Raw genomic sequence first — 26,412 nt, 5'->3', positions numbered from 1 at the left:
TTCACAATGTTAAAATAATGCAACAGTCTGCCATGGGCAGCTATTGCCCGGCCACGCCAGCGCCCTCTAGAATCCCGCCGTTATTTTAAACTGCACCACGGGTGTAGTGTCATCACCACCAATTTCTGGAGACTATTTGTGAGCGAAAAACTGGCAAATCCAGCGCCTCTTGGCCTGATGGGATTTGGCATGACCACCGTCCTGCTTAACATACACAACGCCGGCTTTTTTAGCCTGAATGCCATGATCCTGGCCATGGGGCTGGCTTATGGCGGCTGCGCCCAAATCATTGCGGGCATACTGGAATACCGTAAAGGCAACACCTTTGGGGTTACCGCTTTTACCTCCTACGGCTTTTTCTGGATAAGCCTGGTATTGCTGCTATTACTGCCCAAATGGGGCTGGGCCGAAGCGGCAGACGAGCTGTCCATGGGCTGCTATCTGCTGATGTGGGGCATTTTCACCCTGCTGATGTTTTTCGGCACCCTCAAAGGGCCCAAGGCATTGCAAGTGGTGTTTGGTTCACTGGTAGTGCTGTTTTTCATGCTGGCCATAAAAGATTTCACCGGCAATAAATGGCTGGGCACCATGGCGGGCTTTGAAGGCATTTTCTGTGGCGCCTCGGCCATTTATCTGGCCATGGCGGAAGTGCTCAATGAGAAATACGGCAAAACCGTATTGCCCATTGGCGAGCCCGCATAAACACCGGGCCAAAGGGCCTGAAAAGTCAAGACTGGCAGCGCATGTCCATGGGCTGCCAGCACAATATTTGTAACAATTCCCTGCGCCAGTACGCCGGTTTACCACGCCGGCGCTACTCGTCTCCCGTGCTGACACTTGCTATCTTATGCAGTCTGTTTTGTGAAGGCTGACATCCTTATCAGCCAAACACCCCCTGAATAACATGAAAGGAATGGTTATGTTTCACTGGTTCAGGTTCTGTGCCGTCCTGATGACACTTGGCACTGCCGCCGTGGCAGCGCCGGTAACCGCGCAGGACACATTTGATCCTCAAGCACTGTTTGCGCCTTTGACACTGCCGACCCCGGCCAATGCGCTGCGTACCGGTGCCGGCAAACCCGGCGCCATGTACTGGCAAAATCGGGCCGATTACAAATTGCATGCCACGCTCGATACCCACAGCAACACGCTGCACGGCAAGGAAGTGATCACTTACACCAATAACAGTTCAGATAGCTTGCCGGTGTTATGGTTGCAGCTGGATCAGAACATGTACCGCAAGGACAGCCGCGCCACCATGGCCTCGGAGTGGCGCCGGGGGAAATATACCGAAGGATATCAACTTGATACCGTCAACGTCCGCATGGCAGGTGAAACCCATGCGGCAAAATTCCTGATAGACGACACCAGAATGCGGGTGGATTTACCCCAAAAGCTGGCGGCAAAAGGCGGCAAGCTGCAACTGGAAATCCACTATCATTACCAGTTTCCCGGCACCTGGGGCGGACGCACGGCGGTCACGCCATCATCCCGTGGCAACATTTTTGAAGTGGCACAATGGTTTCCGCGCATGGCGGTTTATGACGATCGTCATGGCTGGAACAACAATCCGTACATCACCTCAGAGTTTTATCTTGAATACGGCACCATCGACTACATTGTTACCGTTCCGTGGGATTACTGGGTGGTGGGCTCAGGGCAACTGATCAACCCCAAGGACGTGCTCACCAAAACCGAGCAGCAGCGGTTGAAACAGGCCCAGTCAAGTGACCAGACCGTGTACATCCGCCGCGCAGATGAAGTCGGCAAGGCCCACAGCCGCCCAGTAACCCAAGGCACGCTGGACTGGCATTTTCGCATGGAGCATACCCGTGATGTGGCCTTTGCCGCCTCACCGGCTTTCATTGTGGATGCCGCCCGCATCAATCTGCCCAATGGCAAAAGCTCGCTGGCCATGTCCGCCTATCCGGTGGAAGCCGTGGGGCCCAACAAATGGGATCGCTCCACAGAATATGTCAAAGCCAGCATTGAGCACTTTTCCCAGTGGTATCCCTACCCTTGGCCGGTGGCGGTGAATTTGGCCGGGCACGGTGCGGGCATGGAATACCCCGGCATTGCCTTTGACGGGATGGATGACAAGGATGATGTGCTGTTCTGGATTTCCGCCCACGAACTGGGGCATAACTGGTTTCCGATGATTGTGGGTTCTGACGAGCGCCGCCACGCGTTTATGGATGAAGGCTTTAACACCTTTATTGACGTTTACGCCTCCGATGCTTTCAATAATGGCGAATACGCCCCCAAACGGGACGGCGAATACGCTCCCAAAGGCGGCAATCCGGTGGATGAAATCCTGTCGGTGCTGGCGGATGATGCGGCCCCCAACCTGATGATGCCCGCCGAAGCCACCGCGGAAAAATACCGCCACTCCGTCACCTATTTTAAAGGGGCGCTTGGGCTTATCCTGCTGCGGGAGCAGATTCTGGGGCCAGAGCGTTTTGACCCGGCATTCAAAGAATACATTGCCACCTGGGCCTATAAACATCCCTCACCTTCCGATTTTTTCCGCTTTATGGAAAGCGCCGGTGGTGAAGATCTGTCCTGGTGGTGGCGCGGCTGGTATTTCAATAACTGGCAGCTGGACATGGGCATTACCGCCATCAACGCCGTGGAAGACAAAAAAGGCAAAGCCACGGCAGTAAGCCTTACCAGCAAACAAAAGCTGGTGATGCCGGCCACGCTGCGCCTGCACTATGGTGACGGCAGCCATGAGGATTTTCGCATTCCGGTGGAAAGCTGGATGCACAGCGCCAATCCCACCCTCATGTTGCCCGTTAGCAAATCCGTGAAAAGCGCCGAGCTGGATCCTGAGCACAAGCTGCCGGATGCCAATCGGGCCAACAACAGCCTGACGCTGTAATCTCCCAGTGATGCCGTGCCCACCGGGTGCGGCATGCTATCCCCTCTTTAGGCTAATGCCTCATTTAAAGGCTGGTATTTGGCACATGATTATTGCAGTATGAATCCCCTGCTGTCGCTACTGTTTATAATCACCATCACATGCTTATCCAGGATCTGAAATACCAAACTGCTTCCAGCAAACTGTTGATTGAAAAATGGCAAATCGCCGCCGGTGAACACTGGGGAGTCTTTGCCGGACAAGGCCAAACGGCGGAATTGTTGGTGGGACTGCTCACCGGCGAGCTCACGCCCCATAAAGGCAGCATTGAAGGGCTGCCAGACAATGTGGCCTGCGTGTCACTGCAACAGCAGCAAAAACTGCTGGAGCAGCAGATTGCCGACGATGAAAGTGAAATGCAAAGCGGCAATAGCGTGTCGCAAATCCTGTTAAGCAGCGGCTGTGATGAAACCTCCCTGCCCGAGTTGCTGGCCATCACCGATTTGACCCATCTTGAGCATCGGGGCTTTCGGCTGTTATCCACCGGCGAAACCCGCCGGCTGATGCTGGCAAAAGCCATTGCCAGCCAGCCCCAATGGCTGATACTGGATGAACCCTATGCTGGGCTGGATGTCGCGCACCGGGCGGCATTGACCCGCCTGCTGGGCGTACTTGCCAAGCACACCCAATTGCTGCTGCTCACCAGTCGTGAAGACGAGCTGCCGCCATTCATCAGCCATATGGCACTGTTTGATGACCAGCAGCTGACCCAGACCCTGAGCCGCAAAGCCTGGCAGCAGCATCCGTTGCTGGCGCAAATGCGGGCATTGTCGGAGGAAAAAAGCGATCGCTTGCTGGCACTGCTCAAACAGCAGGAACAAGTCAACCATCCCGACCCTTTGGTACAACTCAAGGATGTGCGGGTGGCATACACCGACAGCCTGATTTTTGAACACGTGAACTGGTGTATCCGCCCCGGTGAACACTGGCAACTACGCGGTCCCAATGGCGCCGGCAAAAGCACCCTGCTGGGGCTGATTCTGGGCGATCACCCCCAGTGTTACAGCAACGACATCACCATCCTCGGCGTCAAACGGGGCAGCGGCGAAAGTATCTGGGAAATCAAAAAGAACATCGGGGTGGTGTCTTCATCACTGCACCTGCAATACCGGGTCAACTGCAGCGCGCTGGAAGTGCTGCTTTCCGGTTACTTTGACTCCATTGGCCTGTATCAGAAACCCTCGGCGCTGCAAATCAATAATGCCCATACCTGGCTGGAAATGCTGGAAATGGGTGGCCTTGCCAAAACCGGTTTCCGCTCGCTGGATTATGGCCAGCAGCGGCTGTTGCTGATTGCCAGGGCCTTGATAAAACAGCCTGCCTTGCTCATTCTGGATGAGCCCTATCAAGGGCTGGATTACCTGAACCGCAAACTGGTTTTCCATGCACTCAACCGCATTGCCGCCAGTAATATCAGCCAGTTGCTTTATGTCACCCATCACCATGAAGACACACTGGACGCCATACAGAATTTTGCCGACTTTGTGCCCACAGGCGATGGCAGCCACAAACTGGTGCTAACCACGGCGGGTAGCCACTAGTCGCTCCAGCGCATCTTTGGGCGCTGGCCAGGCGCCCAAAGATGCTTGCCATGGCATAAGCCGCCTTGGGAGATTGCCAGCTAACGCCATTGAGGGTCAGCCGTGAGCAACTCCTTTGCGTTCGCTGCTTTGTTAACCTTTAACCTGCAAGCCGCTTTAGTGTAGAATCCCCTATTCCCGAAAGGTTCTCCAAAGGCATTTCTGACACATGAGCCAAGCGCTGTTTTATCTGCTGCCCGCCAATCCGGATGCCCATGCCGGCGAAGATGTTTCGCTGCTGGCCTGCCGTATTGCCAGACAGCATTTTCAGCAGGGACAATGGCTGTACATTCATTGTGAAGATCAGCCACAGGCGTACGCCGTTGATGAACTGCTATGGCAGTTTGAACCCAGTGCCTTTGTGCCCCATAACCTGAAAGGGGAAGGGCCCAAAAACGGCGCGCCGGTGGAGATAGGTTTTGACCGGTTAGGGCCCAATGCAAGACGGCCCTTACTGATTAATCTGGCGCAAGAGGTACCTGCATTCGCAGCCAATTTCAGCCAGATATTTGATTTTGTTGCGGGTAATGAAACACTGAAGCGACAAGCCAGGCAACGTTACCGCCAGTACCGTGCCCAGGGCATTGCGCTCAGCACCCAGGATTTAGCAACACACCCCATTAATTTTGTTTGAGAAAACTGGTTCCCATGGAAAAAACATACAACCCCAAGTCAATTGAACAGGCGCTTTATCAAGCCTGGGAAGAGAAAGGCTACTTCAAACCCAGCGGTGACAGCAGCAAAGGCAATTACAGCATCATGATCCCGCCGCCCAACGTCACCGGCAGCCTGCACATGGGGCATGCTTTCCAAGACACCATCATGGATACGCTGATCCGTTATCAGCGCATGAAAGGCAAAAACACCCTGTGGCAAGTGGGTACTGACCACGCCGGCATTGCCACCCAGATGCTGGTGGAGCGCAAGCTTGAAGCCGAACAGGGCAAGAACCGCCACGATTTGGGGCGGGATGCCTTTATCGACAAAGTGTGGGAGTGGAAAGAACAATCCGGCGGCACCATCACCAAACAGCTGCGCCGCATGGGCGCCTCGGTGGACTGGGACCGGGAACGTTTCACCATGGATGAAGGGCTGTCCAAGGCCGTACAGGAAGTGTTTGTACGCCTTTACAAGGACAACCTGATTTACCGCGGCAAACGCCTAGTGAACTGGGATCCGAAACTGCACACCGCGATTTCCGATCTGGAAGTGGAAAACAAGGAAAAACAGGGCCACATGTGGCACTTCCGCTACCCATTGGCAGGCGATGCCCTGACCGCTGACGGCAAGGATTACCTGATTATTGCCACCACCCGTCCGGAAACCATGCTGGGCGACAGCGCGGTGGCAGTGCATCCGGAAGATGAGCGTTACGCCTCCCTCATCGGTCAGGAGATCATCCTGCCCATCGTCAATCGCCGCATTCCCATTGTTGCCGATGACTATGTGGACCGGGAGTTTGGCACCGGTTGCGTGAAAATCACCCCGGCCCATGACTTCAATGACTATGAAGTGGGCAAACGCCACAACCTGCCGATGTTCAACATCATGACCCTTAACGGCGATATCCGCAGCGTGGCGGAGGTACTCAACAGTGACGGCAGCCAGAACACCACTCTGGATAACAGCCTGCCCAGCCGTTATGCCGGGCTGGAGCGTTTCAAGGCCCGTCAGGCCATTGTGACCGAATTCGAAACCCTGGGGCTGCTGGAAAAAATCGAGCCACATGCCCTGAAAGTGCCTTACGGCGATCGCTCAGGAGTGGTGATTGAACCGTTGCTGACCGACCAGTGGTACGTGTCGGTAAAACCGCTGGCCAAAACCGCCATTGAAGCGGTGGAAAACGGCGACATCAAGTTTGTCCCCCAGCAGTACGAAAACATGTATTTTTCCTGGATGCGCGACATTCAGGACTGGTGCATCTCCCGCCAGCTGTGGTGGGGCCACCGCATTCCCGCCTGGTATGACGACGCCGGGCATGTATATGTAGGCCGCAACGAAGCGGAAGTGCGCGCCGAGCATCAACTGGATGACAGCATTGCGCTGCGCCAGGACGATGACGTACTGGACACCTGGTTCAGCTCGGCACTGTGGACTTTCTCAACCCTCGGCTGGCCGGAACAAACACCGGAGCTGAAAACCTTCCATCCGTCAGATGTGCTGGTGACAGGTTTTGACATCATCTTCTTCTGGGTGGCGCGCATGATCATGATGACCATGTACTTCATCAAGGACGAAGACGGCAAACCGCAAGTGCCCTTCAAGACCGTGTACGTCACCGGCCTTATCCGTGACGAGCAGGGCAACAAGATGTCCAAGTCCAAGGGCAATGTGCTCGATCCACTGGACATGATTGACGGCATCGATCTGGAATCACTGGTGACCAAGCGCACCGGCAACATGATGCAGCCGCAACTTGCCGCCAAGATTGAAAAAAGTACCCGCAAAGAGTTTGCCGACGGCATTGAAGCCCACGGCACCGATGCACTGCGCTTTACCCTGGCGGCCATGGCCTCTACCGGCCGTGACATCAACTGGGACATGAAGCGCCTTGATGGTTACCGCAGTTTCTGCAACAAGCTGTGGAACGCCTCACGCTATGTGCTGATGAACACCGAAGAACAGGACTGCGGCCCGGCGTCTCCCAACAGCCAGGGCGGCGAGCTGCAATTGTCACTGGCAGACCGCTGGATTATCAGCCTGTTCAACGACACCGTGAAAACCTTCGATGAACAGATCAGCGCCTTCCGCTTTGATCTGGCTGCCAACACCCTGTATGAATTCACCTGGAACCAGTTCTGCGACTGGTATCTGGAGCTGACCAAACCGGTATTGCAAAACGGCAGCGAAGCAGAACTGCGTGGCACCCGCCATACGTTAGTGACCGTGCTGGAGCAACTGCTGCGCCTGATGCACCCGCTGACCCCCTATATCACGGAAACCATCTGGCAGCGGGTAAAACCGTTGGCAGGCGTGAGTGGCGACACCTTGATGCTGATGCCATTCCCCGAATATCAGGCAGAAAAAGCCAACCCGGCAGCCGAAGCGGATCTGGAATGGGTGAAACAGGTGATTACCGCCGTGCGCAATATCCGCGCCGAGCTCAATATCGGGCCGGGCAAGCCTTTGAACATGCTGCTGCGGGATGTGAGTGCACAAGATCAGGCCAGGCTGGATGACAACCGGGCATTCCTGATGGCACTGGCCAAACTGGACAGCATTCAGGTATTGGCTGCCGATGAAACCGCCCCCATGGCAAGCACACAGCTGGTGGGCGACATGGAGCTGCTGATCCCCATGGCCGGCCTCATCGATGTGGCCGCCGAAATGGCCCGTATCGACAAACAGCTGGAAAAACTGCAGCAAGAAGCCCAACGGGTTGAGAAAAAGCTCGGCAACGAAGGTTTCGTGGCAAAAGCCCCTGCCGCCGTGATTGACAAGGAACGCGCCAAATTGGCCGAGTTCAAGCGGGATCAGGAAAAACTGGCCGAGCAAAAACTGGAACTGGCCAAGCTGGAAGGCTAAGCCGCCTGAATATCAAGGGAACGGGCGCCCAGCGCATTTCCCTTGAAAACAGACAAACCTGCATGAGTGAGCACATTACCCCAATATCACGGGTTAACGGCTCACTCATTTTTTATGCCGGAATAACCTCAAGCACGTTTGCACCTTACCTATCCGCCTTTTCTGGCGTGTCCATGAGCTTTTACCCGCCCTGCTGCAAGTGCCAACCAGCAGGTTTTCTCTCCTGGGCTTCACGGTGTTGTCATCATCTGCCGCTATTTTTTAGCGATCATCCGAACGATTGTCATAATTCGTTGATCATTTTCAGATAGCATTTTTTGCAACGGCGCTTATGTGATTAATCTCACAGGCTATTTGGGCAACAGCGCGAGATGGAAGATTGGCGCTACCGGCACAGGCGTTGCCGCATTCATTCATCAGTAATGGCCGGTACCACCGCATGACATCCGCCTTATGCCACCGATAAAAAGATTGCCATCGCGCCTGGAAATGGCGCTGACAAGCAAGGTTTTTAGCAAATGTCTGGCATGAATGATTCAGCAATGCTGCGCTTCACCGCCAGCACAACAACCAGGGAAAGACAATGACAGGCAGCCTTTATTGTGTGGGCGTGGGCATGACATTAGGGGCGCATATCTGCCCGCTTAGTCGCAGTTATATTGAAAACGCAGACGTGGTGTTTTCCGGCGTCTCGGACGGTTTAGTTGAATTATGGCTCCATGAAATGCACCCGGATGTGCGCAGCTTGCAACCCTTTTACGGCAAAGGGAAATCCCGCCATATCAGTTACCGGGAAATGGTGGATGCCATTTTGGCGGAAGTAAAACAACACAAGAATGTTGTGGCCGCCTTTTATGGCCACCCCGGCGTATTTGCCAAAGTGCCCCACGACGCCATTGCCAAAGCCCGCGAATTGGGATTCGAGGCAAAAATGATCCCGGGGATCTCGGCAGGTGACTGCTTGTTTGCCGATTTGGGCATGGACCCGGGGCAACACGGCTGCCAGCATTATGAAGCCAGCCAATTCATGTTGTACCAGCGCCGGATTGACCCCTCGGCCCTGCTGATTTTGTGGCAGATAGGACTTGCCGGCGATTTGACCATGGGCATTGAAGCCACCGGTACCGCCGAGCGCCGCCTGTTGCTGGAGCTGTTATCCCAGGATTACCCGCTGGATCATCAGTGCTGGCTATATGAAGCGGCCACCACCCCGCTGCAAAATCCCCGAATGGAGCGCCTGTCGCTGCAATCGTTGCTGTTTGCCGAAATATCCCTGCACACCACGCTGGTCATTCCGCCCTTGACGCCGATGATCCCCAACCCCCACTTGCGCAGTCGCCTGCAACAGCTCCAGCATCGCGAAAAAGTCACTACCCAACAAAACAATGTCATTCCGTTCAGTAAGAAAAAGAAAAGGAAACAGTCATGCAAAAATTGATGGATTTATTGGAAAAACTCGCCAGCGACGGTACATTACAAAACGAAGCGTTGCGCAAAGCATATATACAGCAAAGTGGCTTAAATGCCTCCCTGACACACACCGTGTTGCACGCAGATGAGGCGCATCTGAAAACGCTTTTAAACATTGCACCGTTATGCTGCATAATGGTGCCGGCAGAAGATGCCCCCGATGAGCCAGAAGAGAAAGGGAATGACAAACAAGCACAAGAGCATATCGCGATGCGCTAACGCTGGTCTGGTAATCCTCTTTTCCCTGTGGATGGCACCAACGGCAACGGGTGCCTCCTATCTGCAACAACTGCAGGCCGCTGACAACATCCGCTCCAGCAAGCCCCGGCAATTTGCCGAACAACTGGCAAACCTGCAGCAACATCAGGCGCAGCTTTCCCCGTTTGAACAACATTACCTGCGCTATCTCATCGGCTACCAGTATTCATTTAACGGCGATTTTGAACGCGCCATTGACACCTATCAGCAACTGCTCAATGCTGATGCCACCCTGGCACAAAAAATCCGCACCAAGCTGTCGCTCATCAATATTTACGCGGTGAAAAAAAACTGGTTGGCAGGACTGCAGTACCTGAACAACACCACGGCAGAACTCTCCCAACTGCAGGATAAAGACCTGCAGGCCAACGGGCTGGCCGTGGCGGCCGTTTTTCTCAATGCCTTAAACCAGTATCCCCAGGCATTAAGCTATGCCCAGCGGCTTAAGCTGGCAGCCGTCAACAACCGCCAACAATGTATGGCCGTCCAGCTGTCGCTGGAAGCGCAAGCCGAGATGGGCACCATCGGCGCGGACGATCCCCAATTTGCAACAGCCTACCAACAATGCCAGCACATCAATGAAGTGGTGATTGCCAGTGTGATTATCGCGACCCAGGCCAAGCTCTATCTGACACAAGGGCAACCCCATACAACCATCGACTTGCTGGAAAGACATCTTTCCGCCTTGCAGCTCACGGCCTACAAACCCACATTGGCGGTGTTTTATGCATTGCTGAGTGAAGCTTACTGGCAACAACAGCGCCCCCAGCAGGCCAAGCTGTACGCCCAACAAGCCATTGCCATTTTAGATGAACAGGCACCGCTTAACGGCCCACGCACCCGGGCTTACCAGGTGCTCTACCAATACTATCGGGCACAGGGCAATTACCCGGCCGCGCTGGAAGCCCATATTCAATATGCCAATACCCAGCAGGCCAATCTGGACGAAATCAAGACCAAAACTGTGGCTTATCAACTAGCCCAGCACCAAGGCATTGAACAGCAAAGCCGCATCACCCTGTTAAACCAGCAAAACCGCTTGTTGACCCTGCAACAAAAACTGGCCGACAGCGAAAGCCACACCCAAAGAGCGCTGATCATTGCCCTGATTTGCGTTATCGCCTTACTGCTGCTGGGCACGGCGCAATTTTGGCGAAACCAACGCCATTTTCGCCAATTGGCACAATATGACGGCCTGACGCAAATCTTCAGCCGCAACCATTTTACCGTCATGGCCCAGCGGTTACTGGAGCAAGCCCAACGCTACCAGGAGCCGGTCAGTTGCGTGATGTTTGACATTGACCACTTCAAACAGATTAACGATACCAAGGGGCACAAAACCGGTGACTGGGCGCTGCAAAAAATTGCCGCACTTGGCCGCAAGGTGTGTCGTCATAACGATTTGCTGGGACGGGTGGGCGGCGAGGAGTTCTGCATCTTGCTGCCCCAGACCCAACTTTTGCAGGCCCGGGATATGGCGGAGCGTTTGCGCCAGCAACTTGCCGCGCTGCACACCGGTGACAGTGGCTTTGAGTTTTCCCTCACCGCCAGTTTCGGGGTGGCTGAAGCGGCCATCTCCGGCTATAAACTGGAGCAGCTCATGCACGATGCCGACCAGGCAATGTACCTTGCCAAAATGCGCGGCCGTAACCGGGTATGCGATTACACGCCAGCGACCTGCACCACGCTGGAGCAAGCCACCCCTGCCAAATGGGGCTTATCCTAGGCAACAATGGCAAGCATTGCGGCGGCATCAAGGTTTCCAGGTTCAATCAAGCTCAAAGCCGCTAAAATCCAGCCTGTCTTCATCCGGTTCATCAAAACTCAGCTGTGGATTTTGCGACAGGAGCTGCGCCTGTTGCTGTTGTTGCTGCAGTTGCAGCTGCTTTAACAGCGCCAGCTGACGCCGCCGCTTGCGGGCCTTGCACAAACGAATCACATCCGCTTTGCGCGCATCGGAAAACTGTTGCCAGCCAAAACGTTCCTCACGGCTGCGAAAGCAGCCTTTGCAGTAGCCCCGTTCATCCGACTGGCAAATGCCAACGCAGGGGTTGGGTATTTCAAAAAACGCCAGCTGTTCCATAAATGACCCGCTATATCGTGGAGGCTGTCCCCGTGACAACGTCAAGCGTTGATGATAACCACCTGATGACAGGCGCTGTTTTCCCGTTGCACCTGGCAGATGTCCACTTGGCTTGACGATAAAACCGACAGTTAATTTTATGTGATTTTTATCACATTTCAACCGGTACGCTACGTGTGGTAAACGTAAATGAGTAAACTAGCGATTACTTACGCCCCAGGGCGTTTCAATATAATCATAAAGGTACCCACAAAATGATAGGCACTCCCCTGTGTGAAGGCGCCAAGCGCGCCATGTTGCTCGGCTGCGGTGAACTGGGCAAGGAAGTGGCGATTGAACTGCAACGCCTTGGCATTGAAGTGATTGGGGTTGATCGCTACCCCAATGCGCCGGCAATGCAGATTGCCCACAGATCCCACGTGATCAACATGCTGGATGGCGCGGCGCTGCGACAGATCATTGCCAAGGAACAGCCCCATCTTGTCATTCCGGAAATCGAGGCCATTGCCACCCAAACCCTGGTGGAACTGGAAGCCGAAGGCCTGCATGTGGTGCCCACCGCCAGAGCCACCCGCCTGACTATGGACAGGGAAGGGATCCGTCGTCTGGCAGCAGAAACCCTGGGGCTGCCCACCTCCCCTTATGTCTTTTGTGACACGCAAGATGAGTTTAACCAAGCCGTAGCCCATATCGGCATGCCGTGCGTGGTCAAACCCGTGATGAGTTCTTCCGGTAAAGGGCAAAGCGTTATCCGCGACGAGCAGCAGATCAGCCATGCCTGGGAATATGCCCAGCAAGGTGGCCGCGCCGGAGAAGGTCGGGTGATAGTGGAAGGCTTTGTTCCCTTTGATTATGAAATCACCCTGCTGACCATCAGCGCGGTAAACGGCATTCACTTCTGCGCCCCCATAGGCCATCGTCAGGAAGACGGCGATTACCGCGAAAGCTGGCAGCCACAGATGATGAGCGCTGCAGCGCTGGCCAAAGCCCAGGAGATTGGCCGCAAGGTGGTCAGCGAGCTGGGTGGCTATGGGCTGTTTGGCGTGGAGTTGTTTGTAAAAGGCGACGATGTGTATTTCTCCGAGGTGTCGCCCCGTCCTCATGATACCGGCATGGTCACGCTGATAAGCCAGGATTTGTCTGAATTTGCCCTGCATGTACGGGCGATTCTGGGTCTGCCCATCCCCAATATCCAGCAGCATGGGCCCAGTGCGTCAGCGGTGGTGCTCTGTGAAGGGGACTCCAGCAATATCCGTTATGACGGACTGGCAGAAGCGCTGACAGAGGCAGACACTCAGCTGCGCCTGTTTGGCAAACCGGAAATTCACGGCCGTCGCCGCTTGGGCGTAGCCCTGGCCCGGGCGCAGGATGTGGATGGTGCCATTCAAAAAGCGTTGCGGGCTGCAGCCTGTGTCAAGGTGACATGCTAACCGCCAGAAACCCGGCTTGCTGACGCTGCCAGCGCCTTCATCCAGCCATGCATGGCACATGGATTTCATGAAAAAACGCCCGGATATTTCCGGGCGTTTTTATGGGAAACGGCTCAATTTACCTGATGCTGGACGTTGCCATGCAAAAATGCGCTGACATTATCAATGGCAATATTCATCAGCTTTTGTCGGGCTTCGGTCGTCGCCCAGGCATTATGGGGGGTGATGCTGATATTGGGCGCGCCAAGCAGCGGATTATCCGTTTTGGGAGGCTCGCTTGACAGCACATCCACTCCCGCCCGCAGATGGCCGGCATGTAATGCTTCTGCCAGTGCCGCTTCATCCACCAGCCCACCTCTGGCGGTGTTGATTAAAATGCAGCCCGGTTTCATCAAGGCCAGGGTCTGACGATTGATCATGCCGGCAGTCGTCTCACTGAGGGGACAATGCAAGGAGATCACATCCGCTTGCTGATACAGGGTTTCCAGAGGGACTTGGGTAATGCCGTCAGGCAAGTCCGTGCGGGGCGTACGGGTGTGCAGCAGTACGTTCATGCCAAGTGCCAGCCCAATGCGCGCCACCTGTGAGCCGATATCGCCGTAACCCACCACCCCCAACTGCTTGCCGCTCAGGGATGTCAACGGTGCCAGGGTAAAGCAAAAATCAATGCTGCTGCTCCACTGCCCGGCAGCAACCGCCTCATGATGCTGCGCCACCCTCTGGGTATGATGCAAAATGTGGGCAAACACCATTTGCGCCACGGCATCCGGGCCATAGGCCGGCACATTGGTCACCACAATGCCCCGGGCCGCTGCGGCCTGTAAATCCACCACATTGTAACCGGTGGCCAGCACCCCGATATAACGCACATCCGGTAACTGGCGCAGCGTGTCGGCATCGAGCACGGTTTTGTTGGTCAGCAAAATCTGGGCGCCGCGGGCTCTTTCCAGTGTATCTTCCGCACCGGTGCGGTCGTACACCTGCAACTGTCCCAATTGCGCCAATGGCGCCCAGGAAAGATCGCCGGAATTGAGGGTGTAACCATCAAGTACCACTATCTTGACTGCTTCAGTCATCACATCCTTCTCCTCTGCTATAAAACCGTTATGCCATGCCCGTCAACTTGCCCGTGGCGATGAAGGCTCAGCGCATGCCCCGCGCCAGCTTGACCCGTTCATAAGCGGCCTGAATGTCCTGCGCCTTGCGTTTGGCGATTTCCATCATCTCCTGCGGCAACCCTTTTGCCACCAGTTTGTCTGGGTGGTATTCATTCATCAGTTTGCGGTAAGCCCGTTTCACGTCCTGATCGGAGGCGGCAGGGGTTATCCCCAGCACATGGTAGGCATCGTGTTCTGACGGGGCATTGCTGCTTGGCTGCTGGAAACGAAACTCCGCCTGCCAGCGTTTCAGCAAGGCATCCAGCTGGGACTGGCTAAAACCCAATTCGCTGGCGATGGTGCGTAAAATATTCAGCTCTTTGGGATGCAGTTCACCATCAGACAACGCCGTTTGAATTTGGATTTCCAAAAACATCTGCTGCACTTCCCGGCGTCCCAAGGTCAGGGTGCGGAAGCGGCGCAAGTAATACAACAGGTCGAAATCTGCCGATTTCCCGTCCCTGAAGGCTTGCTGCGCCTCTTTGCGGGCAAGGCTGTCCAGCCGCAAGGTGTCCATCAACATGGAGGCGATGCGGATATCGTTTTCAGTCACCCGTCCGGACGCTTTGGCAATATGTCCCATCACCGCAAAAGTGGTATTGAAGAACTGGGTCTGACGGGTTAGTGCGCTATTTTGCGCCATGCGTTTATCCAGTTGGTGCCCCAGCCAGATCCCGAGCAGAGCACCAAAAAAGCGGCCGAACATGAAACCAATCACACCGCCAAAAAACTTTCCCCAAATTTGCATTGTTTTTCCTGCTTCTCACCTAATGTGTTTATCCAGCCTCTGGCCCCTGCCAATACCCGTATCAGCGTTTGTCTGCCAGTCGCCGCTCCAATGTCTGCAACCGTGCCACAGTGCCCACATCGCACCAATAATCCTGCCAGTGCTCACCGCTCACCCGCCCTTGGCTGATGTATTGTCGCAGCACAGGCCCCAAGGCAAAGCGGGACGAGTCAATCCCGGCAAACAGCTGCGGATGATAAAGGCCCATGCCGGAAAATGTCAGTTTGCTCCCGGGCTTATCATCCGCCAGCAGTTGCTGCCCCTGCAATACAAAATCCCCCTCGGGATGGTGCGGCGGATTATCCACCAGCCACAGATGGGCCAGGCAATTATCGGCAAGTTGCGGCAACTCGGGTAGCCGGTCAATAAAAATATCGCCATTGATCACCAAAAAAGGGGCATCGCCCAATAACGGCAAGGCTTTCTTGATACCGCCGCCGGTTTCCAGCGCCTCGGGCTCTACGCTGTATTGCAACTTCACCCCGTAACGATGGCCATCCCCCAGTGTTTCCATCAGCAATGGTGCCAGCCAGGCACAATTGATCACCACCTCACGAAACCCCGCGGCGGCAAGGTGCTGCAGATGATAGGTGATAAGGGGTTGCCCACCCACCTCCACCAAGGGTTTGGGCACCGTATCGGTCAGGGGCCGCAGGCGCTCGCCCCGGCCCGCGGCCAGAATCATTGCACGCATCAGGCATTCTCTCCACATAAAGGCAATAACCGCTGCTGCACCCAACGGCCAAAATCATACAGTTCCGGATAAGCGGCGCTGACATCCGCCACATACTGCAGGGTAAGGGGAATATCCTTGATATAACCTGACTTCCCGTCACGGTGCAGCAGACGGGCAAAAATGCCTGCGGCTTTTAAGTGTCGCTGCAGCCCCATCAAGTCAAACCAGCGGTTAAACTGTGATTCGGTCACACGGGCATCCAACAAGGAATGAGCCAGGCATTGCCGGTAAAAGGCGCTGCGCAGTTGCGTCACCACCGCATCCGGCCAGCGGATGTAGCAATCCCGCAGCAATGACACCCCGTCATAGGTGATGGGGCCTTGCACCGCATCTTGAAAATCAATCACATACAGCTGCCCTTGATGCACCATCAAGTTACGGCTGTGAAAATCCCGGTGCATGCCAACCTGGGGCTGCGCCAAGGCATTGTCGGTTAACAGCGCAAATGCCTGTGCCAGCAGTTGCCGCTCGCGGTCTGTCAGCGCCAATTGCCAATGGTGCCCAAGCAGCCACTCAGGGAAAATATCCAGCTCCCGCTGCACAAAGGCGGCATCATATTGGGGCAAGGGCCCGTCAGCGCTATGGGTAACGGCCGCGATTTTAGGCAGCAGCCGTAATGCCTGCTGGTACCAGTGCACCGCATTATCCGCTGTCAGCTGTGATAATAGCGACTGGTCGCCCAAATCCTGCTGCAAAATAAAACCCTGTGTTGCATCCACTGCCATAATCTCGGGCGTGGCGATGCCCGCTTGCCGATAAGCGGATGCCAATGCCAAAAACGGCCGGTTGTCCACCAGCGCCGGCGATGAGTCCGCCACAATGTAATGCTGCATGGCCACCCTCACCCTGAAATAACGCCGGAAACTGGCATCACCGGAAATCAATTCAATATCAAAAGGCGCCTTAAAATGACACGCTAACCATTGCTGCAGTTGAAGAAATCTGGGATCAGACAAGCTCACCTCGTGGCTCTTGGGACAAAATTGCTTTATTATAGCGACGGAAAAAACAGGATACAGCCGGTGATGGCAGAGTTTTTCCCGGCTGACGTTGCAACCAGACGGATGCAACTATACTCTCCCAAACATAACTCCAGACAAAAAGATCCTATAAAGACCCAAGATGCGCAAGCGACTGATTCTGGCCATGAGCCTTGTCTCCCCGGTGGTATTTGCCGCCACTGACTCAGCAATGGATGAAACTGCCAGCCAGTGCGCCATTGTGCCCCCGGTGCCTTATGTTCCCGCTGGCCAAAAAGCCGCGGATAAAAAGGATCAACGGATTGAAATTTCGTCGGATTATTCTGAAGGCATTTTGGGTAAAAGTGCCGTTTTTGAAGGCAATGTGGCACTGTCGCAAGCAGAGCGAAAAATCAGTGCCGACAAAGCCGCCGTAGATCAGTTGCAGCAGCAATTTTCCGCAGACGGCAATCTGATATTCCAGGACTCCGTGGTCACCGTCACCGCCCAGTCCATGCAGGCACAACTGCGCTCCAACATGGCGTCACTGTCCGGCGCCCAGTATTGGCTGCACGGCCAGCAACTGCACGGTCAGGCCAAAGAGCTGCAAATCACGCCCGACAACAATCTCATCCTGCAAAACAGCAGCTTTACCACCTGTCCGCCGGAGCACGAATCCTGGGTGCTGGAAGCCAAACGCATCCATATTGATTCAGAAGATGAGTGGGGCGAAATCTGGGACGCCAAACTGCGTATCGGCGGCGTGCCGGTGTTTTACATGCCCTACATGACCGTTCCCATTACCGACAAGCGCAAAACCGGCTTTTTATTTCCCACATTAAGCTCCAGTACCACCAACGGCATTGAAGTGGCCACGCCCTTTTACTGGAACATTGCGCCGGAGTACGATCTCACCTTCACCCCGACCTACATGACCTCCCGCGGACTGTTTGCCAAAACCGAGTTCCGGTATCTGACAGATGAACAGCAACGGGGGCAGCTCAATCTGGAATATCTGGGCAATGACGGCAAACTGGAAAACAATCCGGACCGCTACATGGTGCACTGGCAACACCAGGGCGCCATCACGGATCACTGGCGGGTGCAGACCAACTTTACCGATGTGTCAGACAACAACTACTTCAACGATCTCAAATCCGACGTGAACCGCGCCACGGACAACCAGTTGAACCGCATCGGCGAACTGAATTACTACAGTGACAACTGGGATTTTGGCATCCGTTTGCAGGATATCAAGGTGCTCGGTGAAGACACCTCCCCCTATCAGGTGATGCCCCAACTGACCTATAACTTCCGCGCCCCCCACAACTGGCACGGACTGGATTTCAGGCTTTACTCAGAACTGACCAACTTCGAGCATCGCAGCGACAGCTCGCAAACCGCCGAGCGACTGCATATCGAGCCGACCATCACCTTGCCATTCCAGGGGCCGGCCGGCTCCTTAACCAGTGAAATCAAACTGCTGCAAACCAACTACTGGCAACATAAACGCCAGGATGACCCACTGGATAAAACCGTTAACCGCACCCTGCCACAACTGCGGGTGCATGGACAGGTCAATTTTGAGCGCCAGACCCGCTACTTTGCAGAAAACTACCGCCAGACACTGGAGCCACAGTTCCAGTATCTCTACGTGGGCTACAAGAATCAGGATGGCATCGGCATTTATGACAGTGCCGAGCTGCAGCAGGATTACTCCGGACTGTTCCGTGATCGCCTGTACTCCGGGCTTGATCGCATCGCCGATGCCAACCAGTTGACCTTGGGGTTAACCACCCGCCTGTTTGATGAGCATAATCTGGAACAGCTGAAATTCAGCTTGGGGCAAATCCTGTACTTTGACAACAGCAAGGTGAACCTCTATGCCGACCAGTTGCAACAGGACAGCTCGACGTCCGTATTGGCGGCAGAGCTGGACGCCCGCCTTTATAGTGACTGGTTTATCAGCAGCGCCATTCAGTATGACACCCGCAACAAAGACAATAAAAAAAGTGAAGTGACCCTGGATTACCGGCCGGGTCCCAACCAGCTGATGCAACTGAGTTACCGCTTTGTACCTGACTTGCTCAACCGTAATACCAACGACCGGGTGGATATTTCCCAGGCGGGCTTCAGAACCACCTGGCCGCTGAGCGACAACCTCTATTTTGTGGGCAACTGGTATTATGATCTCAATGAAGATCGCTCCGTGGAAACCTACACCGGATTTCAGTATGAATCCTGCTGCTGGGCGGTGCGCTTGGCCTACCACTACCACATTAAAACCAACTACGAAGACAACTATAACCCGGCCATTGATAACCGGGAATTATTCGAAACCGGCTTCTCCCTCAACTTTGTTATCAAGGGTTTGGGTGGCACCGGCCCCCTTGGTGTGAGCGACATGATGAACGAAGGCCTGTTCAATTACCGCAAACCACTTTATCTGAGGAATTAACGCAGATTTGTGGTAGATTGCTGAACCTCGGATAAAACTGACAGTCAAAACTGGACAACCGCGGCAGCGTTACTGCCGTTGATCCAATAAAAAATGTGGCAAGGATTTTGTTAATGACCCCCAGTAAAAGTTTAGTGTTTGCATTTTGTGCACTGGTACTGAGCCATTTGGCCATCGCCGCACCCCAACCGCTGGATAGCATTGCCGTACAGGTGAACAACGGCGTCATACTGGAAAGCGAAGTGCAGCAAATGCTGGCGCAGATTAAAGCCACTGCCCAGGAAAAAAATCAAAACCTCCCCTCTGACAACGCCCTGCGAACCCAGGTGATTGAACGGTTAATCCTCACCAAATTACAGCTGCAAACCGCTGACCGCATAGGCCTGCATGTGGGGGATCTGCAACTGGATCAAACCATTGCCAACATAGCCAAACAACAGAACATGACCGTGGCCCAGTTGCAGTCCAACGTCGAGGCTGACGGCCAGAGTTTCAGCCAGTACCGAGAACAACTGCGGGAAAACATCACGCTTGGTGAAATCCAGCGCATCCAGGTACAGCGCCGCATTCAGGTCTCCCCTCAGGAAGTGGCGCATCTGGTAAACCTGATCCAGGAGCAAGGGCTCAAGGATGTGGAGTTCCAGATTGGCCATATCCTGATTGAAACGCCGCAAAACCCCACCCCGGAACAGCTGGAGCAATCCCGCAAGCGCGCCGATGCGGTACTGACCCGGTTGAAGGACGGCGCGGATTTCAGGGAGATGGCCATTGCCTCATCTGCCGGCCCCAAGGCACTGGAAGGCGGAATATGGGATTACATGAACATCAACGAAATGCCCACCCTGTTTGCTGAAGTGGTCAACAATGCCAAAAAAGACGACATTATTGGCCCAATCAAAAGCAGCGCCGGTTTCCACATCATCAAGGTGATGGATGCCCGCGGACTGGAAACCAAGGAAGTGGAAGAAGTGAAGGCTCGTCACATTCTGATGAAACCCTCGCCCATCCTGTCTGAAGAGCGCGCCAAAGCCACCCTGAGCCAATTCATCCAGGACATAAAAAGCGGCAAGGCCAAGTTTGAGGATTTGGCCAGCAAGTATTCAGAAGACCCGGGCTCTGCCGCCAAGGGCGGTGAACTGGGCTGGGCTGAACCATCCGTCTATGTACCGGAGTTTGCCCAGGCACTGGCACAGCTTAAAACCGATGAAATCAGCGAACCTTTCCGCTCCTCTTTTGGCTGGCACATCATACAGCTCGAAGGCCGTCGCACTACCGACGCCACCAAGGAGTTCAATACCAACCGCGCCCATGAACTGATATTCCGTCGCAAATTCAATGAAGAATTACAGAACTGGCTGGACGAAATGCGGGCAAGCGCATACATTGAGATTTTCGATCCTCAATCCAACAGAGGTTAAGCAGTTTGAACATTAAACGTATTGCCATCACCGCCGGGGATCCTGCCGGAATTGGCCCGGAACTGGTAGTACAACTGGCACAGCGCAGTTGGCCGGCAGAGCTGGTGGTCTGCGCTGATCCGGCCTTATTGCAAACACGGGCCAAAATGCTCGGGCTAAGCCTGCAGCTGCGTCCCTACCAACCCTCCCAGCCTGCCAAGGCCCAGGAGGCCGGTACGCTTACCATCGTACCGTTTCAGATGGTGACAGAAGCCCGCTGCGGCGTACTGGATGAACAAAACAGCGCGTATGTGGTGGAAACCCTCACCTATGCCGGTGAAAAAAACATGAACGGCGAATTTGACGCCGTGGTCACAGGCCCGGTGCACAAGGGGATCATCAACCAGGCGGGGATCCCGTTTTCAGGCCATACCGAGTTTTTTGCCCATCAGGCAGGTTGCAAGGATGTGGTCATGATGCTGGCCTGCCCCGGCTTGCAAGTGGCATTGGTCACCACCCACATTCCGCTGGCCTATGTGGCCAAAGCCATTACCCGGGATCGCCTGCATCAGGTCATCAATATCCTGCATCACGATCTGGTACATCGTTTTGCCATCAACAATCCCAAAATCTACGTATGTGGCCTTAACCCCCATGCCGGTGAAAACGGCCATTTGGGACGGGAAGAGCTGGACACCATCATTCCGGCGCTGGATGAACTGCGCGAGCAAGGAATGAACATTGTAGGGCCATTACCTGCCGACACCCTGTTCCAGCCCAAATACCTGGAAGATGCCGACGTGGTGTTGTCCATGTACCATGACCAGGGCTTGCCGGTATTGAAATCCATGGGGTTCGGGAAATCCGTGAACATCACCCTGGGATTACCCTACATCCGCACATCCGTTGATCACGGTACCGCGCTGGAACTGGCGGGCACCGGCAAAGCCGATCTTGGCAGCTTTATCTGCGCACTGGAAAAAGCCATCGAACTGGCACCCAACAACTGATCCCAACTGAGCATTAATGAGTAATAAAGTACACTTGGGCCACACGGCCAGAAAACGTTTTGGTCAGAACTTTCTGACCGACAGCAACATCATCAACCGCATTGTGGGTGCCATTGCCCCGGATAACGACCATGTCATGGTGGAAATCGGCCCCGGGTTGGCAGCCCTTACCGAACCGGTAGCAGAAGGCATTGATAAACTCACGGTGATTGAACTGGACCGGGATTTGGTAGAACGTCTGCAGCAGCATCCGCTGTTAAAAGACAAGTTGGAAATCCACCAGGGAGACGCACTGCGGTTTGACTTCAATCAGCTGCTGCAAGAGGGCAAGAAACTGAAGGTATTCGGCAACCTGCCTTACAATATCTCCACCCCGCTCATGTTCCATCTGTTCACTTTTGCAGAGCATATTGCCAATATGCATTTCATGCTGCAAAAAGAGGTGGTGCTGCGTTTGTCCGCGGCCCCAGGCAGCAAGGCCTATGGCCGTTTGACCGTCATGGCCCAGTATTACTGCCAGGTTGTGCCCGTATTGGAAGTGCCGCCAGAAAGCTTTACCCCGCCGCCAAAAGTGGACTCTGCCGTGGTAAGATTGGTGCCTTACGCGCAAAAGCCATGGCAATGTCACGACATCAAGTTGCTGGAGCAGGTCACCTCCACGGCCTTTAACATGCGCCGCAAAACCCTGCGAAACAACCTCAAGCAGCTATTCAGTGATAATGATTTTGCCGCACTGGGCATAGACCCCACCTTGCGTCCGGAACAGATCAGCGTCAGCCAGTATGTGGCACTAGCAAACTGCCTTTATGGCAAACAGGGTTAAATGACAAAGACGCCACTTTCGGCGTCTTTTGCTTCCCCCGCGCATTCAAAATCAAAGGAAGGGAAATGGATCCGCAATATCCGGTGAAAATAGCCGTGCAAACCGAGTATCTCACCCATCAATCCGCACCGGATGATGAACGATATCTGTTCAGTTACACCATCACGATTACCAATTTGGGTGACCAGCGCATCACCTTAAAGAGCCGTCACTGGATTATTACGGATGCCAACGGTAAAAAGACCGAAGTACAGGGGGCTGGCGTGGTTGGAGAAACCCCCGCCATTGAGCCAAATACCGCCTATCAATACAGTAGTGGCACAGTGCTTGAAACCCCGCTTGGTTTTATGGAAGGCCAATATCTGATGGAAACGGCCCAGGGCCGGAGCTTTTACGCACCTATCGATGCTTTCCGCCTGGCTGTCCCCGGAATGCTCCATTAGAAGGAATTATCTGTGTCGAATTATTTTGTGGGTGACATTCACGGCTGTTTTCGTGAATTGAAAAAATTGTTGAACGAGGTGGATTTCAATCCATCCCGGGATGTGCTCTGGTCCGTGGGCGATCTGATTGCCCGAGGCCCTGAATCATTGGCCACCCTGCGCTTCTTTGAACGGCTGGACAATGCCGCCCGCGTGGTGCTGGGCAATCATGAGTTGAACCTGTTTGGCATCCATGCGGGGCTACGCAGCCCTCGCCCCTCTTGCCAACTCACCGAACTGTTGCAGTCGGATGATCTCCCGCGCCTGTTGCAATGGCTGCGACAACAACCCCTGCTGCAGGAAATGCCAGAGCAACAACTGCTGATGACCCATGCCGGCATTCCTCCCCAGTGGGACATTCACACCCTGCGCCAAGAGGCTCAACGGGTTTCTGAAGCGTTACAACGGCCTGATTATCTGCAAACCGTGATCAGCCATATGTACACCGACGCCCCCGAGGGCTGGCAGCCACAACAAGACGAACGCACACTGATCCGCTACTGCATCAACGCGTTAACCCGGATCCGCTTTTTGTATCTGGACGGGCGACTGGATTTTGCCTGCAAATTACCGCCGGATGACTGCAATGTGCCAAACCTGAAACCCTGGTTCCGCTTTCCTTCCCATACCGACAACTTCACCAAGGTGTTCGGTCACTGGGCCGCCCTGATGGGCGAAACCGGCAATCCGCACATTCGGGCGCTGGATACTGGCTGCTGCTGGGATCAGTACTTGACGTTGTGGCATCTTGAATCCGATCAAAAAGTTACCCAAAAGCGGCTCAAACGCAACTAAACCACCGGCTTAAGCCCGGTAATGGCATCAGGCTCCGTGCCTGATCATCATCGCCGGGCCAGCCAGCCCGGATTTCCAACGGCAATCGGGCATTGTGCGACGTGAGATAACCCGGCTTCTGGCAAAAAATGTCATAAAAGTTTCCATTAATTGCGAGAACATGAGGAGCAACCGAATTCCCCCTGGTGTTTTCATGTTTGCCATAAAATAATAACTAATTGAATAATATCTATTTTTTATTGCTTTCTGGGCAAATGGAACACTCGTATCAAATGGACTGGTGAAATTTGAAACTCCTCATTGCAGGATACGGGGATTTCGGTGTTATAATACGCGCCTTAAATTATGGGGTTCCGTCTGTCGCAGCAACGAACGAAGTGGCATACTCCGTCTCCTATTAACTAACTCATAATGAAGTTGAATCATGACTGACTTATCGAAATACAGAAATATCGGTATTTTCGCTCACGTTGACGCGGGCAAAACTACCACCACCGAGCGTATCCTGAAACTCACTGGTAAGATCCACAAACTGGGTGAAGTACATGATGGCGCTTCAACCATGGACTTCATGGATCAGGAAGCTGAACGTGGTATCACCATTCAGTCAGCTGCGACCACCTGCTTCTGGAAAGATCACCGTTTCAACGTTATTGACACCCCCGGGCACGTTGACTTCACCGTTGAAGTTTACCGTTCTTTGAAAGTACTGGACGGCGGTGTGGGTGTATTCTGTGGTAGCGGCGGTGTTGAACCTCAGTCCGAAACCAACTGGCGTTATGCGAACGAATCTGAAGTAGCCCGTCTGATCTTCGTGAACAAACTGGACCGCATGGGTGCAGACTTCCTGCGCGTAGTAGGTCAGATCAAACGCGTACTGGCAGCCACTCCATTGGTTATGACCCTGCCTATCGGCCGTGAAGATGAATTTGTCGGCGTAGTAGACGTACTGCACCGCAAGGCATATGTATGGGATGATTCTGGCCTGCCAGAAAACTTCACCGTTACCGACGTGCCTGCCGATATGGTTGATCAGGTAAACGAATACCATGAACAACTGGTAGAAACTGCCGTTGAACAGGACGACGACTTGATGGAAGCTTACATGGAAGGTGAAGAACCTTCTATTGAAGACCTGAAACGTTGTATCCGCAAAGGTACCATCAACCTGTCCTTCTTCCCCACTTTCTGTGGCTCTGCATTCAAGAACAAAGGGATGCAGTTGTTGCTGGATGCGGTTGTAGACTACCTGCCATCACCTACCGAAGTTGAACCTCAACCGCTGACTGACCCAGAAACCGGTGAAGAAACCGGTGAAGTGGCCACAGTTTCTGTAGATGAACCCCTGCGCGCCCTGGCGTTCAAGATCATGGATGACCGTTTCGGCGCCCTGACCTTTATCCGCATCTACTCCGGCGTAATGAAAAAAGGCGATACCATACTGAACAGCGCCACCGGCAAAACCGAGCGTATTGGCCGTATGGTAATGATGCACGCTAACGACCGTAGCGAAATCGACACTGCTCAGGCAGGTGACATCATCGCGGTTGTAGGCATGAAAAACGTGCAGACCGGTCACACCCTGTGTGATCCTAAGCATGAGTGCACACTGGAACCCATGATCTTCCCAGAACCAGTAATCTCCATTGCGGTAACACCAAAAGATAAAGCCGCGTCTGAAAAACTGGGTATCGCACTGGGTAAAATGGTGGCTGAAGACCCATCATTCCAGGTGGAAACCGACCAGGAAACCGGCGACACCATCCTCAAGGGCATGGGTGAACTGCACCTGGACATCAAAGTGGACATCCTGAAACGTACCTTCGGTGTTGAACTGAACGTAGGCGCCCCACAGGTGGCTTACCGTGAAACCATCACCAAAGCCGTTGAAGACAGCTACACCCACAAGAAACAGTCTGGTGGTTCTGGTCAGTTTGGTAAGATTGATTACCGCATCCGTCCAGGGGAAGCCAACTCTGGCTTCACGTTCACTTCAACTGTTGTGGGCGGTAACGTACCTCGTGAATTCTGGCCAGCCGTTGAGTCTGGTTTCGAATCCATGATGAAAGAAGGTCCGCTGGCAGGCTTCCCTGTACTGGACGTTGAAGTTGAACTGTTCGACGGTGGTTACCACGCAGTTGACTCCTCAGCCATCGCGTTCGAAATCGCTGCCAAAGCCGCTTTCCGTCAGTCCATGCCTAAAGCTGGTCCACAGCTGCTGGAACCCATCATGAAGGTTGACGTGTTCACACCTGAAGCCAACGTGGGTGACGTGATTGGTGACTTGAACCGTCGTCGCGGCATGATCAAGGATCAGGAAGCCGGTCTGACTGGCGTACGTGTTAAAGCTGACGTACCACTGGCCGAAATGTTCGGTTATATCGGTAACCTGCGTACTATGACCTCTGGTCGTGGCCAGTTCTCCATGGAGTTCTCCCACTATGCACCATGTCCTAACAACGTGGCAGAAAAAGTTATCGCTGACACCAAGGCTAAAAAAGCGGCTAAATAATCGCTTCATGCCTTAGTCACAAAAAACCCG

Annotated in this window: 21 protein-coding genes; 16 read left to right on the top strand and 5 right to left on the bottom strand. The window is 54.1% G+C overall.

Features of this window, described 5'->3' with window-relative positions; translation table 11 throughout:
* Nucleotides 1-138 precede the first annotated feature (138 nt).
* The 8 genes from ACIDEJ_RS14080 to ACIDEJ_RS14045 all read left to right on the top strand — a co-directional run bounded on the left by ACIDEJ_RS14080 (nucleotide 139) and on the right by ACIDEJ_RS14045 (nucleotide 11,479).
* Nucleotides 139-702 carry an acetate uptake transporter gene (locus ACIDEJ_RS14080; RefSeq protein WP_411986041.1) on the top strand — a complete coding sequence of 188 codons (564 nt, stop codon included), beginning with the start codon at nucleotides 139-141 and terminating at the stop codon, nucleotides 700-702.
* Nucleotides 703-919: 217 nt separating this feature from the next.
* Nucleotides 920-2,881 carry a M1 family metallopeptidase gene (locus tag ACIDEJ_RS14075; protein WP_411988702.1) on the top strand — a complete coding sequence of 654 codons (1,962 nt, stop codon included), beginning with the start codon at nucleotides 920-922 and terminating at the stop codon, nucleotides 2,879-2,881.
* A gap of 140 nt (nucleotides 2,882-3,021) precedes the next feature.
* Nucleotides 3,022-4,461 (top strand): ATP-binding cassette domain-containing protein, encoded by a 1,440-nt coding sequence (locus tag ACIDEJ_RS14070; RefSeq protein ID WP_411988701.1) that lies wholly within the window; start codon nucleotides 3,022-3,024, stop codon nucleotides 4,459-4,461.
* Nucleotides 4,462-4,669: 208 nt separating this feature from the next.
* Nucleotides 4,670-5,134 (top strand): DNA polymerase III subunit chi, encoded by a 465-nt coding sequence (locus tag ACIDEJ_RS14065; RefSeq protein WP_411988700.1) that lies wholly within the window; start codon nucleotides 4,670-4,672, stop codon nucleotides 5,132-5,134.
* A gap of 14 nt (nucleotides 5,135-5,148) precedes the next feature.
* On the top strand, nucleotides 5,149-8,025 hold the full coding sequence (locus tag ACIDEJ_RS14060) for a valine--tRNA ligase (protein ID WP_411988699.1): 2,877 nt from the start codon (nucleotides 5,149-5,151) through the stop codon (nucleotides 8,023-8,025).
* Between the two features lie 583 nt (nucleotides 8,026-8,608).
* Complete coding sequence (locus ACIDEJ_RS14055; RefSeq protein WP_411988698.1) at nucleotides 8,609-9,463, top strand: SAM-dependent methyltransferase; 855 nt, start codon at nucleotides 8,609-8,611, stop codon at nucleotides 9,461-9,463.
* Nucleotides 9,451-9,714 (top strand): hypothetical protein, encoded by a 264-nt coding sequence (locus tag ACIDEJ_RS14050; protein ID WP_411988697.1) that lies wholly within the window; start codon nucleotides 9,451-9,453, stop codon nucleotides 9,712-9,714. The genes ACIDEJ_RS14055 and ACIDEJ_RS14050 overlap by 13 nt, the downstream gene beginning before the upstream one ends.
* Nucleotides 9,677-11,479, top strand: a complete 1,803-nt coding sequence (locus tag ACIDEJ_RS14045) for a tetratricopeptide repeat-containing diguanylate cyclase (protein ID WP_411988696.1) — start codon at nucleotides 9,677-9,679, stop codon at nucleotides 11,477-11,479. Before ACIDEJ_RS14050 ends, ACIDEJ_RS14045 begins: the two co-directional genes overlap by 38 nt.
* A 42-nt stretch (nucleotides 11,480-11,521) precedes the next feature.
* Here the strand turns inward: ACIDEJ_RS14045 and ACIDEJ_RS14040 are convergent, their stop codons facing one another.
* On the bottom strand, nucleotides 11,522-11,836 hold the full coding sequence (locus ACIDEJ_RS14040) for a DUF1289 domain-containing protein (protein WP_411988695.1): 315 nt from the start codon (nucleotides 11,834-11,836) through the stop codon (nucleotides 11,522-11,524).
* 254 nt (nucleotides 11,837-12,090) lie between these two features.
* Between ACIDEJ_RS14040 and purT the strand changes: the two genes are divergently transcribed.
* Nucleotides 12,091-13,266 carry a formate-dependent phosphoribosylglycinamide formyltransferase gene (gene purT, locus ACIDEJ_RS14035; RefSeq protein WP_411988694.1) on the top strand — a complete coding sequence of 392 codons (1,176 nt, stop codon included), beginning with the start codon at nucleotides 12,091-12,093 and terminating at the stop codon, nucleotides 13,264-13,266.
* A gap of 113 nt (nucleotides 13,267-13,379) precedes the next feature.
* Here the strand turns inward: purT and ACIDEJ_RS14030 are convergent, their stop codons facing one another.
* The 4 genes from ACIDEJ_RS14030 to ACIDEJ_RS14015 all read right to left on the bottom strand — a co-directional run bounded on the left by ACIDEJ_RS14030 (nucleotide 13,380) and on the right by ACIDEJ_RS14015 (nucleotide 16,908).
* Entirely contained in the window at nucleotides 13,380-14,342 is a 963-nt protein-coding gene (locus ACIDEJ_RS14030; RefSeq protein ID WP_411988704.1) for a D-2-hydroxyacid dehydrogenase, read from the bottom strand.
* A 67-nt stretch (nucleotides 14,343-14,409) separates the two neighbouring features.
* Nucleotides 14,410-15,171 carry a co-chaperone DjlA gene (gene djlA / locus ACIDEJ_RS14025; RefSeq protein WP_411988693.1) on the bottom strand — a complete coding sequence of 254 codons (762 nt, stop codon included), beginning with the start codon at nucleotides 15,169-15,171 and terminating at the stop codon, nucleotides 14,410-14,412.
* Nucleotides 15,172-15,232: 61 nt separating this feature from the next.
* Complete coding sequence (gene murU / locus ACIDEJ_RS14020) at nucleotides 15,233-15,904, bottom strand: N-acetylmuramate alpha-1-phosphate uridylyltransferase MurU (protein WP_411988692.1); 672 nt, start codon at nucleotides 15,902-15,904, stop codon at nucleotides 15,233-15,235.
* Entirely contained in the window at nucleotides 15,904-16,908 is a 1,005-nt protein-coding gene (locus ACIDEJ_RS14015; protein WP_411988691.1) for an aminoglycoside phosphotransferase family protein, read from the bottom strand. Before ACIDEJ_RS14015 ends, murU begins: the two co-directional genes overlap by 1 nt.
* A 160-nt stretch (nucleotides 16,909-17,068) precedes the next feature.
* Here ACIDEJ_RS14015 and lptD point away from each other — a divergent pair, with 160 nt between their 5' ends.
* From lptD to fusA, 7 genes are all read left to right on the top strand, one after another.
* Nucleotides 17,069-19,363 (top strand): LPS assembly protein LptD, encoded by a 2,295-nt coding sequence (gene lptD / locus ACIDEJ_RS14010; RefSeq protein ID WP_411988690.1) that lies wholly within the window; start codon nucleotides 17,069-17,071, stop codon nucleotides 19,361-19,363.
* Between the two features lie 113 nt (nucleotides 19,364-19,476).
* Nucleotides 19,477-20,781 carry a peptidylprolyl isomerase SurA gene (gene surA / locus ACIDEJ_RS14005; protein ID WP_411988689.1) on the top strand — a complete coding sequence of 435 codons (1,305 nt, stop codon included), beginning with the start codon at nucleotides 19,477-19,479 and terminating at the stop codon, nucleotides 20,779-20,781.
* A 5-nt stretch (nucleotides 20,782-20,786) separates the two neighbouring features.
* Nucleotides 20,787-21,770 carry a 4-hydroxythreonine-4-phosphate dehydrogenase PdxA gene (gene pdxA, locus ACIDEJ_RS14000; RefSeq protein ID WP_411988688.1) on the top strand — a complete coding sequence of 328 codons (984 nt, stop codon included), beginning with the start codon at nucleotides 20,787-20,789 and terminating at the stop codon, nucleotides 21,768-21,770.
* A 16-nt stretch (nucleotides 21,771-21,786) separates the two neighbouring features.
* Complete coding sequence (rsmA, locus tag ACIDEJ_RS13995; protein ID WP_411988687.1) at nucleotides 21,787-22,593, top strand: 16S rRNA (adenine(1518)-N(6)/adenine(1519)-N(6))-dimethyltransferase RsmA; 807 nt, start codon at nucleotides 21,787-21,789, stop codon at nucleotides 22,591-22,593.
* Between the two features lie 65 nt (nucleotides 22,594-22,658).
* Nucleotides 22,659-23,036, top strand: coding sequence for a Co2+/Mg2+ efflux protein ApaG (apaG, locus tag ACIDEJ_RS13990; RefSeq protein ID WP_411988686.1), 378 nt, complete (start codon nucleotides 22,659-22,661; stop codon nucleotides 23,034-23,036).
* Nucleotides 23,037-23,048: 12 nt separating this feature from the next.
* The gene (locus ACIDEJ_RS13985; RefSeq protein ID WP_411988685.1) at nucleotides 23,049-23,870 is read left to right on the top strand and encodes a symmetrical bis(5'-nucleosyl)-tetraphosphatase; all 822 of its coding nucleotides are present in this window, start codon (nucleotides 23,049-23,051) and stop codon (nucleotides 23,868-23,870) included.
* A gap of 424 nt (nucleotides 23,871-24,294) precedes the next feature.
* The gene (gene fusA, locus ACIDEJ_RS13980) at nucleotides 24,295-26,382 is read left to right on the top strand and encodes an elongation factor G (protein WP_411988684.1); all 2,088 of its coding nucleotides are present in this window, start codon (nucleotides 24,295-24,297) and stop codon (nucleotides 26,380-26,382) included.
* The last annotated feature ends 30 nt before the right edge of the window (nucleotides 26,383-26,412 follow it).

The organism is Shewanella mytili (genome assembly GCF_046765975.1).
Lineage (GTDB): Bacteria > Pseudomonadota > Gammaproteobacteria > Enterobacterales > Shewanellaceae > Shewanella > Shewanella mytili.
The sequence above is the reverse complement of the archived record's forward strand: the minus strand, read 5'-3'. Positions and strand labels throughout refer to the sequence as shown.